The following is a 13,162-nucleotide window of genomic DNA, read 5'->3' as shown; positions in this document are numbered from 1 at the left end:
TCATGTGCAGCTGGTTCGCCTTGACGGTGATCTCCACGGTGAGCACCGCGTCGATCTTCTTCGCCGTATCCTTAAGCGTCAGCTCATACGTGGCCTTCGTGCTGGAGTTCTTCATGAACTTGACATCCGAGTCCTTGAGCGTGAGGTTCGTGCCGTTGATCGCGACCGTGCGCACGTCCTTCGGCTGGCCGTACATGATCTTGTCGCCAAGCTTGGTCATCGTGTAGTCAAGCACCGACGGGAAGTTCCTCTTGACGCGCACGGTCATGTCCGCCGTGGAGAGCGTTTCGGTGTCGAACTGCGTCGCCGTCTCGGCCGGGAAGTCCTTGATCGAGACATCGGTCTTCTCGTCGTGCGTGTCGTCCTTGTAGGAGCCGGCCTTCATCGCCAGCGTCGAGGTGAGTCCCTGCATGTCCGCATAGTCCACGTCGAAGGCCTTGACGCCGTCGACGGTCACCGTCGCCTTGGCTCCGTCCCATGCGACCGTCACCGATGCGGGCTGGTTGGCACCCGGCGCGGCGATGCGGTTCGTATCATCGAACCACGGGCCGTCGCCATCCTGATACTTCTGCCAGAACCAGCCGTTCCTGTCGAAGCCGACGAACAGTCCGTCGCCCGGTCCGTCGTAGCCCAGATAGAAGCCGAAACGGTTCGTGTCGGCGCTGTAGGGCGACTGCACGGTGGCGTGGAACGAGCCCGGTTTGGTGAAATCGTAGGACTTGTCGTATACGGCGATCGCCGGGTACTTCGACGCATCCGACGCGGAGTTGCCGTTGCCGGACGCGGAGGCGAAACGCAGCCAGTCGCCCTGTTCGGCGAGAATCTCACCTCCCTTGGCGGTCCGTTCGTCAAGACTCCATCCCCTGACGGATTGCGGTGCGGTCTCGTTGCGCCTGACCGTCATGGACGGCGACGTCTGCCGCAACGGTTGTTCGATGACGTATGTCGCCGCGGACGCTCCGAGGGGCGTCAGGGCGAGCGACACGGCGATCATCGCTGATGCCATGCGTATCTTCATTGATGGTACCCTTGCTTCTCATCGTTGAGTGAGGGCGGTGACGTTGATGACTGCGCCCCCGCCGGTGGTTGGGTTCATCCTATCATTGCGGCTCTATCATGGCGATGCCGATATTGCAGATCGTTGCGATTCCGGCATTGCGGTGTTGGCATTGCGGATCGACCGTTTGCGCGTCGGCTGATGTCAGGCTGGGAGTCCGGCCGGGGTCAAGTCGGTGCCTGGCCGGTGCCTGGTCGGCATCGGTGCGTCGAAAGTAGCGGGCATGGGGTATAGTGAACAGGTTTGCGCATGATGCGCTTTGTCTGTTGAATATGAAAGATTATTGTGCCTACTACCGATACCACCACTGTGACTTCCGCTGACTCCGCTGATACCACTGCCATCGCTTCCGTGAACCCGACCGATTCCGCTCCGGCGGATGATTCGCCGCTGCTCGAAGACGCCGTCCCCTTCGCCGAGCTCGGCGTGCCCGGCCCGCTGCTGCGCGTGCTCGCCGCTGACGGCAAGACCGCCGCGTTTCCCATCCAGGCCGACACGCTGCCCGACTCGCTCAAGGGCCGGGACATTCTCGGCCGCGGCCGGACCGGCTCCGGCAAGACCCTCGCATTCTGCATTCCACTGGTCGCCCGCCTGTGCGAGGCGGCGTGGGAGCCCGGCATGTCGATGGCCGATTTCCGTCGCAACGTCAAGCAGGTCCGTCTGGATCATCTTGAGGAGCGCAAGGCGGATGACTATATGCCGCATCCGCGCGGACTCGTGCTCGCGCCGACCCGCGAACTCGCCAATCAGATCAACGACGTGCTCGCCCCGCTGGCCCGCATCGCCGGCATCGACACGACCACCGTCTACGGCGGGGTCCGATACAAGCGTCAGATCGGTGATCTCAAGTCGGGTGCCGATATCGTCGTGGCATGCCCGGGGCGCTTGGAGGATCTCATCAGGCAGCAGGCGCTGGTCCTGTCCGATGTCGAGATCGTGGTGCTTGACGAGGCCGATGAAATGGCCGACATGGGCTTTCTGCCGCCCGTGAGGCGCATTCTGGAGCAGATTCGCCCCGATGCGCAGCACATGCTGTTCTCGGCCACGCTCGATCACGGCATCGACGAACTGGTACGCGAGTTCCTGCGCGATCCGAAGACCCACAGCGTCGACGAGCCCACCGCCGCCGTCGACACGATGACGCAGGTCGTCTTCGAGATCGACAAATCCGACAAGAACGAGGTCGTCAGGGCGCTCGCCTCCGGCAAGGGTCGTCGCATCCTGTTCACCCGCACCAAGTATCAGGCGAAGAACCTCGCCAAGAAGCTCACTCAGGAGGGCATTCCCGCCGCCGAGCTGCACGGCAATCTGTCGCAGAACCAGCGCGACCGCAATCTCGCCGCCTTCGAGGAGGGCGACGTGAACGTCATGGTCGCCACCGACGTCGCCGCGCGAGGCATCGACGTGAGCGACGTGGAGCTGGTCGTGCAGGTCGATCCGCCCGAGGACCCGAAGTCGTTCGTGCATCGTTCCGGCCGTACCGCGCGAGCCGGCAAGTCCGGCACCGTGGTGACGCTGGTCCAGCCGTCCCAGCGCCGCGAATCCCGACGCATGCTCAAGGCCGCTGGCATCCATGTCAAGCCGGTCAAGGTGCGCCATGATTCGCCGCAACTGCTCGAACTGGTGGGGGAGCGGGCCGAACCGGTCCTTGGATGGAGCCTTGATAAGACGCAGCCGTTTGGCGGCCCGCACGCCAAAAACCGCGTCGAGCGGACCGAGCGCTCTGGTCGCTCTGGTCGCTCCGGGCGCTCCCGTGCGAAGGGACGCCGCTTCGACGAGATCGGCGTGATCGACGCGCCGGTGGATGAAGCCAAGGCCCTGCGCCATCTGGGACAATTCGACGCCGAAAGCGTTTCCGACGAATCCGGGCGTGCCGATCGTGCCGCCGACGCGCGTCAGTATGATCGTCGATCAAGGCGTGGGGGAGTGCAGCGGGCGGATCGGGCGATCCGATCCGATCGTGATCGTCGTCCCTCCCGCGCGTCCTCCCGTTTCGACAGCCGGGATGCGATGCGTGACGATGAGCGGCCGGAGCCGTTCGCGATCGAAGGCTCGCGCGCACAGCTTCGCAAGAAGGGCCTGAGCCGCAAGAAGCCCCGTGGCATGGCAGGCGCGCGCAAGGAGCGTCGTGACCTGAAGGGCGGAGAGTTTGCGGGCGAAGCGTTCGAGACCCGTTCGGCACAGTTCTCCGAGCGTCGATCGGTGAGTGATGATCGGCGCGGCTCGTCGAAGTCCTCCTCCAAATCCTTCGGCGCGCAGCTGCCATCCGCACGCTACGGCAAAGCCGGCGATGCACGCGGACGGCATCCGATGCATCACGGTTCGCGCAGGAACGGGCGCACTCCATTCCGCTTCTCCAAGTGATTGTCGGGTGATGTCGGTCACATGGCGCGCACGCGCCGCGTGACCGATACGTCATGCACATGATGCTACAGTGTGTGTCAATGCCCCCGTTCGCCATGCGATGCTGCATGAAACCGGGGTAGACAACCACCGAAGAAGGAACGCATATGACAACAGCATCCCGGCAACGACGCGGAATGCGCAGGCCCGCGGCGATCATCGCCATGCTCACCGCGGCGGCCTCGATGACGGCGGCATTGGCAACCGTCTTCCCCGCATCGGCAGACAGCAGCGCCAATGACGGCACTCCGCTCAGCTCATGGACCAAACCGGTCAGCGACAATCTCAGCGAACCGTTCCCCGGCGTCCAATCGCAGGCGCTCAACAGCAAGATGTTCCGCATCCCCGGCCTGCTCACCCTGCATAACGGCTGGGTGCTCGCCTCCGCCGACGTGCGCTGGGGCACCACAGCCGACTCGCCGGCGAACATCGACGCCGCGGTCAGCCTCTCCAAGGACGGTGGCAAGACGTGGACGCTGAGCATGACCGACCACTTCGTCGACGTCAAGGACGCCACCACCGACTGGAACGGCGTCGACTGGCCGACCAGACCGTCGAGCAAGGCCGATCGCAACGCCTCGTTCATCGATCCGTCCATCCTGCAGACCGCCGACGGCACGATCTTCCGCATCATCGACGCGATGCCCGCCTACGTCGGCAACTTCAACCCCAACCAGGTCGGCAAGGAATCCACCGGACTCGACGCCAAAGGCAACATGCTCATCGCCAAGGGCACCGCCGACCAGCCCGGCTCCACCAAGGCGAGCGACTACGTGTACTACATCGACGACTCGTCGGTCTTCGACGCGACCGTCAACGGCAGGAAGCAGCGTCTGCGCCCGATCCGGTCAATCGCCGGCAACGCCGAGCAGCAGGTATGGGTGGATGCCGAATACAACCTCTACACCAAGTCAGGCGACGCGTACGCGCCGCAGATGACCAAGCAGTACGCCACGGCGACCACCAAGTCCGACGTGGACATCCAGAACAACGTGTTCTACTCGCAGGCCGAATGGAAGGTGTACCCGACCAGCTACATCTGGATGCGCACCGCCGACGTGACCGCCGACGGACTGACGTGGAGCGAGCCGCGCGTGCTCAACGGCATCAAGACCACCCCGCAGGAGGGCTTCCTCGGCACCGGCGTCGGACTGGGCACCACGGTGGTCAAGGCGGACGGCACCGAACGCCTCCTGTTCCCCGTCTACAACAACCTCGGCAACGTGATGCGCGCCAGCGTCATCTACTCCGACGACCACGGCGCGACATGGCACCGCGGCTCCTCGGTCCCCGGCTCGTCGACCAGCGAATCCGAGATCGTGCGCATGCCGGACGGGCGACTGCGCATGTACTCGCGCAACGTCAGCAACTACGTCGCCAGCCAGGTCAGCTCCGACTACGGACAGACCTGGACCAACTCCGCGCAGGACAAGCAGCTGCAGACCGGCTCCAACGACAAGGTCTCGTTCATCAACGTCAAGGGCACGCTCACCGACACGGCCGGCAAGACGTGGGGCAACCTCGTCATGGGCTCCTACACGGTGAGCGTCAAGCGCGTCGGCGGCATCGTGCGCATCGGCTCGATGGCCGACAACGGCGACGTGACCTGGCTCAACAACAACGACATCCGCTACCCGACCACCGAAAGCTTCTCCTACTCCAGCCTCGCCCAGATCGACGGCAACACGATCGGCCTGCTGCGCGAGGTCACCCCCGACGCGGGGCGCATCCTCTACGACACGTTCACGATCACCGAGCTGCTCGACAAGAGCGGCAAGACCGGCTGGACGTACACCGCCGACACCAGCGAACTCGACGCCGCGATCACGACGATCGACGGCGAGAAACTCAACGAGTCCGACTACACGGCGAAATCATGGAAGCCGTTCGCTGCGGCGCTCGCGAACGCGCGTGAGGTGAGCGCACGCACCGGTGCGACCACCGGCGAGGTGTCCGACGCGCTCAGCGGTCTGCTCGACGCGCGCGAGGCGCTCGTGCGGCGCGCCGACAACGCCGAACTGACCGCGCTGATCGGCCGGATCGAAGCGGAGATCAATGCGGGAAGACTCTCCGAATCGACGTACACGCCTGCGGCGTGGCGCGCGTTCGAGATCGCGATCGCGGACGCGAAGAGGGTCGCCGCCGATACGGACGCGACCACGGATCAGATCGGCGAGGCGTACGCGCAGCTGGAGCAGCGGCGCAAGGCGCTCGACGAGTCGCTGCGTCCCACCGCAGCCGAGGGCAAGGCGCTGCTTGACGAGATCGTGAAGGTCACCGGCGACAATGCTCCGGTGCAGTCGAAGTACACCGAGCAGTCGTGGGCCGCGTTCCAGGCGGCGCTGAAGTACGCGGAGGGGATCGCCAACAGCGACAATCCGACCAAGGCGGAGGTGACGGCGGCGACCGAGCGGCTTGCCGCCGCCACCAAGGCTCTGGTGGAACGCAATGGCGGCACCGGTGGCGGTGACAACAGCGGCACCGGCGATAACGGTACCGGTGGCGACAATGGTGCCGGCGGCAACGGCGGCAACGGTGGTCAGAACGGCGGCGGCGATACGGGAACGGACACCAAGCCGGATGATCATCAGCCTGATCCGTCCAAGAAGCCCGGCAAGGATCCCGCCAAGAATCCATCCAAGCCGGATGGCGATGGCGGGCTTGCCGACACCGGTTCGACGGCCGGCATGATCGCGCTGGTCGCGGCTGGGCTGATCGCTGCAGCCGGCGTGTCGGTCGCGTTGCGGCGCCGCGCATAAGCGCCACATTCGTAGCGCCTACGTAGCGCCTAGCGAATCGGGAAGCGGTGCGTTGACCGGTCCCCGATTCGCTATTCATGTCGCTATTCATGATGATGGGGTCTGTCCGTAAGTCGCGGACAGACCCCATTCGTGTGTTCGATGCCGGGTTCATGCGGATTGCGCACGATCGGCCTCCAACGGTTCCCGCAGACGATCGATGCAAGCTCGGTGCGAAGCGTCGTCTGGGCCGCTTCCTGCTATGTGAAGTGCCTAGGGTGTTTGAGCCGCTTGGGCTACTTGGCGAGCCCCATGCGGTATTTCAGCGTCATGACGCGGGTCGCCGACTTCGCCACCTTCTTCGCGAAATCCGGGTCGGATTTGGCGCGGGCGAGCAGACCGTCGATGATCGGCTGCACATACGAGGGATCGCCGATGCAGGCGATGTCGCCACCCGCTTCGACGAACCGCACGCCCAGTTCGGAGGGCTGGATGCCCGAGACTGCGGCAGCGGACAGCGAGTCGGAGATCACCACGCCGTCATAGCCGGTCGTGCCGCGCAGATGCCCGTCGATGATCGTCGAGGAGAACGCCGCCGGCGCATTCGGATCGATCGCCTGATAGGTCGCCAGCGACATCATGACCATGCCCGGCTTGCCCTGACCGATCGCGGTCGTAAACGCGCCGATCTCCGCGCCGTCCAGCGTGGTGGTCGTATCGATGATGCCTTCGGTGGTGAAATCGGTGTTGCCCGTCACCGATCCCAGACCGGGATAGTGCTTGAGCGTGCCCTGCACGCCGGCATCGCGCAGACCGTCGAGGAATGCGGCGGCATGCGAGGCATTGCCGGCCGCGTCCAGAGCGAAGTCGCGGTCGAGCGCGCCGATCGGGGCGTTGGACGCGCGATCGACCGTCACCGTGTCGGCGACCGGTGCCAGATCCACGTTGATGCCGGCCTTGGCGAGCGAGCGTCCCCATCCGGCGGCATTGGAGCGCAGCGTCTGCGTCGGCATCTGCCCCTGCGCGCTCGCCGACGGCATCGCATCGAAGCCGGCGCCGCTCAGATGCTGCACCTGGCCGCCCTCCTGATCGGTGGCCACGATCAGCCGGTTGCCGTCCGGCGCATAGCCCTGCAGCACGTCGGTGGACGCTTTGACGCCGTCCACGCCGTTCTGCCATGCGCCGATGAGCACCACCGACCCCACATGCCGGTCGGTGATCATGTCGCTGAGCGCCGAGGCGTCGGACCCGTAGGTGAGCGGTGCCATGATGAGCTGGCCGACCTGCTCCTCCAGACTCATGTCGGCCACGGCGTTGGCGGCCTTCTCCTGTGGGGTGGTTCCGCTTGCCGGTTTGGCGGCGTTCGTCGTCGTATCGGATTGGTCGTCGGATTGCTTGTCGGTGGGTTGCCGTCCGTCGTGATCATCGGATGGCGGTTTGTTCGTGGCATTGGTGGCCGACTGGGCCGACTGGCTGGCCGTCTGCTCCCGCTGATTGATCCAGATCAGCGATGCGGCGATCACCGCGATCGCGCAGATCAGCGCGGTCAGCACCAGCGGCCAGCGGCGTGGCCGGGATTCGTCGCGACGTGCGTGGAGCGCCTTTCGTGTTGTCATGGACAACGATTATGGCATTGCGTATGTATCGGGCGCGCTCGCCCGGTCTGCAGCCGTGCCGTATCCTGTCGCGTGTCGTTGCGTTCCGTCAGGTGTTTCTCGGCTCAGGGCGTAACCACTCGTCCCCGGCATGCCGGTAGTCTTGTGGCATGTCCTTCTTCGATGTGTTTGGTTCCATGTTCGATCCCGATTCCGGTCGCGGCCCTCGCCGCGGACCGTCGGGGAATCGCGGCTCTCGCGCGGATGACGACGATCCGATCGTCGTGAACGTCGAGACGGATGGCGACGATCCGCATCGTGAGGAGACTCGGTCTTCGTATCATGGCGAGCATTCGGGCGGACCGCGCATCCCGTATCTGCCGCGCATCGGCCGCACGTCGGTGTCGCATGCCGACCGTGGTTGGCGCATCCTCATCGCCGTGGTGCTCGTATTGGCGGTGCTCGTCGGTCTGTTCTTCGGCCTGTCGCGATTCATCACCGATCTCATGTGGTACGGGCAGCTTGGATTCCAGAGCGTCGTCTGGACGCAGCTGGGCGTCAGGGTCGGATTGTGGGTCGCCTATGCGCTGCTTGCCGCGATCGTCAGCTACGTGTCGGCCACGCTGGCCATTCACGCCCGGCCGGACGATGCCGACGGCTCGAAGGTGAGAGTCAACGGCAACGTCATCGAGGTCGGCAAGGGCGTCAGCTCGAAGAGCGCGCGTCGCGTGGCGGTCGTCGTCTCGCTGCTGGTGGGCGTGTTGTTCGGCGCGCGGTTCAACGCGAGCTGGTCGCAGATTCTGCTCATGTTCCACGCGCAGCCGTTCGGTACCGTCGATCCGCAGTTCGGCTTGGACAATGGGTTCTATGTCTTCGTGCTGCCCGGCCTGACGCTGATCGCGTCCGCGGTGTCGCTGCTGCTGGTCATGGGTCTGCTGTTCTCGCTGGTCACGCATTTCCTCATGGGTGGCATCCGGTTCACGATGCCGGTCAAAGGCCGCGGCATTCTGGCCGTGACCAAGCGCGCCCGTCGTCAGATCGGCATCTGGTTCATCCTCGTCATGCTGTCATGGGCAGGCATGCAGGTGCTTGGAGTGTTCTCGCACCTGACGGTCGAGGGCAGCCGATTCACCGGCGCGTCATACACCACCGTGCACGCCACCATTCCCGTGTCGATCATCATGGCGGTGCTCACCGCCGTGCTCGGCATCTTCCTCGGCCTGTGGCTGATGCGATCCCATGCGCTTGAAGGGCCGGCGAAGCCGTCGGTGCGCGCGGCCGCCGCGTTGAAGGCGTGGCGCACGCCGCTGGTGGCCATCGCCGCATTCGTGGTCGTGTCGATGATTCTCACCGTCGCATGGCCTGTGCTGCTGCAGCGTTTCAAGGTCGATCCGAACGCCCAGGAGACGGAATCGACGTATATTCAGCGCAACATCGTCGCCACGCAGCAGGCATATGGGCTGGACAAGGTCAAGGTCGAACAGTACCAGGCCACGACCAAGGGCGAATCCGGCGCGCTGTCGTCCGACGCGGAGACCACGGCGCAGATCCGTCTGCTTGACCCGCAGGTCGTCAGCCCCACCATCAAGCAGCTGCAGCAGTCCAAGCAGTACTACACGTTCGCCGACACGCTCGCGGTCGACAAATACGAGATCGACGGGGTCAGCCAGGACACGGTCATCGCCGCGCGCGAGCTGGATCTGGAGGGCAACGACAACCGCAACTGGGTCAACGACCACACCGTCTACACGCACGGCTACGGCGTGGTCGCCGCATACGGCAACAAGGTGACCGCGGACGGCCAGCCCGAGTTCTTCGAGTCGGGCATCCCCACGCAGGGCAAACTCACCGAATCACAGCACTACGAGCCGCGCATCTACTTCTCGCCGAACGCGCCCGAGTATTCGATCGTCGGCGCACCCGAGGGCACCACACCCTGGGAATTCGACTATCCGACCGGCTCGAAGGGTGCCACGCGCACCTTCACCGGCAATGGCGGACCAAGTCTGGGCAACGTGTTCTCCCGTCTGCTCTACGCCATCCGCTTCGGCTCGGATCAGATCCTCTTCTCCGACCGTGTGAACGCCGAGTCGCAGATTCTCTATGATCGCAGCCCCAAGGAGCGCGTCGCCAAGGTCGCGCCATATCTGACGCTCGACGGCCGCGTCTACCCGGCAGTGGTCGACGGGCGGGTCAAGTGGATTGTCGACGGATACACCACGTCGGACGCCTACCCGTATTCGCAGATGACCGATCTCGGCGAGGCCACGCAGGATTCCACCACGGAGACGTCGAATACGATCAGCGCGCTGGGCTCGGTCAAGGCCAACTACATCCGCAATTCGGTCAAGGCCACCGTCGATGCCTATGACGGTTCGGTCGACCTGTACGCATGGGATGCCGACGATCCGGTGCTCAAGGCGTGGGAGAGCATCTTCCCCGGTCAGTATCATCCGATCTCCGACATCTCCTCCGATCTGATGAGCCACCTGCGCTACCCCGAGAACCTGTTCAAGGTGCAGCGCGAACTGCTCGCCAAGTATCACGTCTCGTCCGCCAACCAGTTCTTCTCGGGCGAGGACTTCTGGCAGACCCCGGTCGATCCGACCGAATCGAAGGCCGCGCAGCAGAAGAACATTCTCCAGCCGCCCTATTATCTGACGCTGCAGACCGGAGGCACCAACAAGCCGGTGTTCTCGCTGACCTCGTCGTATATCCCCGCCGGCAGCTCCACGCGTGAGATCCTCACCGGATTCCTCTCCGTGGATTCCGACGCGGGCAACGAGAAGGGCGTGATCGGACCGAACTACGGCACGATTCGCCTTCAGGAGCTGCCCAAGGACTCGAACGTGCCGGGCCCCGGTCAGGCGCAGAACAACTTCAACGCAAACGCCGATGTGTCCAAGGAGCTCAACCTGCTCCAATCCGGTGACACGAATGTGGTGCGCGGCAATCTGCTCACGCTCCCGCTCGGCGGCGGACTGGTGTACGTGCAGCCGGTCTACGTGCGTTCCAGCGGCTCGACCAGCTTCCCGCTGCTCAAGAAAGTGCTCGTCGCCTTCGGCGATCAGGTGGGATTCGCCGACACGCTCGATCAGGCGCTCGATCAGGTGTTCGGCGGCGATTCGGGCGCGGCTGCCGGTGATGCCGACAACGCCTCCGACAAGAAGACCGAAACGAACGGTGACACGAACACGCAGAACGGTGACGACCAAGGCGACAAAGGCACCTCGAACAATGACACCTCTGATCAGACGAACAATCAGGGCAATGGCAGCGGGCAGGGTGCCAGCGCCGAGCTCAAGGCCGCATTGGCTGATGCGGCGCAGGCCATGAAGGATTCCGACGCGGCCATGCGCAAGGGCGACTGGACCGCCTACGGCAAGGCGCAGCAGGAGCTCAAGGCCGCGCTTGACAAGGCGATGAGCCTGCAGTAGCGTGCATGCAGCTGAGTCTGCCATAGCCGAGTGCGGTGCAGCGACTGTCCGGCTGCGTTGTCCGGCTGCGTTGTCCGGCTGCGTTGTCCGGCTGCGTTGTCACGCGACGACGATTTGCGCGGAATTCGCGTCGCGTGACACGCTGGCGCATGTGGTCACTATTGCGGTTGCTGGTATTCCGCCGTTTTCCGGTTATGCGACACCATGCCGGATGATCGCGAATTGTCGTGATCTGTCACGCGACGCCAAAAACGCTGGTTTTCGCGTCGCGTGACAACGCAGCGTATAACTCGGTGTGCGGATCGGCGCGCTCACGCGATTGGGTGAAGAGCGCTGCCTTTCCCGTTCGCGCGGCTGTGGTCGCCCGACCCGCTGCCGTTGATGGTGCAGCGGGTCATGCGTCGGGATCGTCGTCCTCGTCGACGGGGCCGAGCAGCACGCGCTCGCAGACGTTGACGATGCCCATGAGCAGCACGGTCAGCACGATGATGACGATCGTCGCCGAGAAGATCAGCGGCGTCTGGAACGAGTTGTAGGCCGCCATCAGCCAGATGCCGATGCCTTTGCGCGCGCCGAGGTATTCCGCCGTGGTGGCGGTGGCGAAGATGTAGGCGGCGCTGATGCGCACGCCGCCGAAGATCTGCCGCGCCGCTACGCGAAGCTTGACGTTCCACAGCGTCCACGTCGGTGTCGCGCCACAGGTGAGCGCCACATCGGAATAGAACTGCGGGACCGCCTTGAGTCCGCGAATCGTCTGCACGGCGATCGGGAACAGACCCCAGAAGGCGGTGATGATGATCTTGCCGGAGACCTCGAATCCGAACCAGATCAGAAACAGCGGCGCGACGGTGATCAGCGGCAGCGTCTGCGCCGCATACAACAGCGGATACAATGCCGCGTTGAGCGTGCGGAAACAGTAGAAGGCGACGCCGATCAGCACGCCGGCGGCCACCGCGAACGCGAAGCCGACGAATCCCTCATAGGCGGTGACCTGCGTGGCCGGCCACAGCGTCGGCCATGAATCCCACGTGGCCTTGACGATCTGCGTGGGCGACGAAAACATGCTCAACGGTACGTCGGCAAGCCTGACCCATGCCTCCCACACGGCGAGCAGCACCACGACGGCGATGGCCGTGGCCGCATAGTCGCGGGCACGGTTGCTCAACGAACGAGCGGAATCCTGCATATCACCTTCCCCTTTCGCGCGGGTGACGCCGATATGCGCACGATGTGCACATCGACCTGTTGCCGAGAGGGGCGGTGAACGGTAAGGTGAGGAGCCCGCGCGCCGATCCGGCCGTGTACGCGGCGCGCATGCCGATTCCTTCCAAGCCGATGGGATAGGGGAGGCGGGCGAGCCGCATCACCATTATTTGCGCGCTTGCGGACTTTTGTCGTCTCGTGCCGGCCGGGGCAGAAGGTTTGTCTGTTTCGGCCGTTTGATGCAGGGTGGTCTGCCGCCCTTCACGGCAACGTCATCAGAGGGGCGGCACTACTCAGCCAATTACGAGACGGACCACTGGGGTTGCGTCAGTGAACATTATTCGGGAATAATCCCCATTGCTCCCGAATTTCGTTCACTGAGGAGCTCCAAGCGATCATAATTCGGGAGATAGCCGCTCCATTCCCGAATTTCGTTCACTGAGCCATCGGCAGCGATCGAAATTCGGGAGATCAACGATCTTTTCCCGAATTACGATCGCCCCGAACCCAAACACCGACCGTTGCAGCCACGCGATGAAATGTAAGCGGTCACATCGCACCCCACGGCTGAATCGACAGCCACGCGATGAGAAAACAGGCGTTTTTTGCGCCGCGTGGCTGAACGATTTGTCATGCGACGACGTTTCACCCTATTTCCACGTCCCGTGACACGCACGCCTGACGCAGCATGGTCCAGAAACATTGGAATTCCGCCATTTTGTAATTATT

6 protein-coding genes and 1 pseudogene are annotated in these 13,162 nt (G+C 64.0%); 4 read left to right on the top strand and 3 right to left on the bottom strand.

The window, feature by feature from the left end; genetic code table 11:
• A pseudogene (locus EHS19_RS09735) lies at positions 1 to 1,006 on the bottom strand (endo-alpha-N-acetylgalactosaminidase family protein); the annotation flags it as partial.
• Positions 1,007 to 1,055: 49 nt separating this feature from the next.
• On the opposite strand from EHS19_RS09735, the gene EHS19_RS11100 reads away from it, so the two are divergent.
• From EHS19_RS11100 to EHS19_RS09725, 3 genes are all read left to right on the top strand, one after another.
• Positions 1,056 to 1,199 (top strand): hypothetical protein, encoded by a 144-nt coding sequence (locus tag EHS19_RS11100; protein WP_206666356.1) that lies wholly within the window; start codon positions 1,056 to 1,058, stop codon positions 1,197 to 1,199.
• A 209-nt stretch (positions 1,200 to 1,408) separates the two neighbouring features.
• Positions 1,409 to 3,421, top strand: a complete 2,013-nt coding sequence (locus tag EHS19_RS09730) for a DEAD/DEAH box helicase (protein ID WP_421745579.1) — start codon at positions 1,409 to 1,411, stop codon at positions 3,419 to 3,421.
• 146 nt (positions 3,422 to 3,567) lie between these two features.
• Positions 3,568 to 6,219, top strand: coding sequence for an exo-alpha-sialidase (locus EHS19_RS09725; RefSeq protein WP_151917573.1), 2,652 nt, complete (start codon positions 3,568 to 3,570; stop codon positions 6,217 to 6,219).
• A gap of 275 nt (positions 6,220 to 6,494) precedes the next feature.
• Here the strand turns inward: EHS19_RS09725 and EHS19_RS09720 are convergent, their stop codons facing one another.
• Positions 6,495 to 7,814, bottom strand: coding sequence for a glycoside hydrolase family 3 N-terminal domain-containing protein (locus EHS19_RS09720; RefSeq protein ID WP_151917572.1), 1,320 nt, complete (start codon positions 7,812 to 7,814; stop codon positions 6,495 to 6,497).
• 149 nt (positions 7,815 to 7,963) lie between these two features.
• Between EHS19_RS09720 and EHS19_RS09715 the strand changes: the two genes are divergently transcribed.
• On the top strand, positions 7,964 to 11,230 hold the full coding sequence (locus EHS19_RS09715; RefSeq protein ID WP_151917571.1) for a UPF0182 family membrane protein: 3,267 nt from the start codon (positions 7,964 to 7,966) through the stop codon (positions 11,228 to 11,230).
• Between the two features lie 394 nt (positions 11,231 to 11,624).
• Here EHS19_RS09715 and EHS19_RS09710 read toward each other — a convergent pair whose 3' ends face one another.
• A complete protein-coding gene (locus EHS19_RS09710; protein WP_151917570.1) occupies positions 11,625 to 12,416 on the bottom strand; it encodes an ABC transporter permease in 792 nt (263 codons plus the stop codon).
• Between the last annotated feature and the right edge of the window lie 746 nt (positions 12,417 to 13,162).

This window comes from Bifidobacterium jacchi, assembly GCF_009078285.1.
GTDB lineage: Bacteria > Actinomycetota > Actinomycetes > Actinomycetales > Bifidobacteriaceae > Bifidobacterium > Bifidobacterium jacchi.
The sequence above is the reverse complement of the archived record's forward strand: the minus strand, read 5'-3'. Positions and strand labels throughout refer to the sequence as shown.

What these genes read in the sequence shown, in the direction of transcription:
- EHS19_RS09725 (WP_151917573.1), top strand. Translation starts at nt 3,568, where the DNA reads ATGACAACAGCATCCCGGCAACGACGCGGAATGCGCAGGCCCGCGGCG.
- EHS19_RS09710 (WP_151917570.1), bottom strand. Translation starts at nt 12,416, where the DNA reads ATGCAGGATTCCGCTCGTTCGTTGAGCAACCGTGCCCGCGACTATGCG.
- EHS19_RS09720 (WP_151917572.1), bottom strand. Translation starts at nt 7,814, where the DNA reads ATGACAACACGAAAGGCGCTCCACGCACGTCGCGACGAATCCCGGCCA.
- EHS19_RS09715 (WP_151917571.1), top strand. Translation starts at nt 7,964, where the DNA reads ATGTCCTTCTTCGATGTGTTTGGTTCCATGTTCGATCCCGATTCCGGT.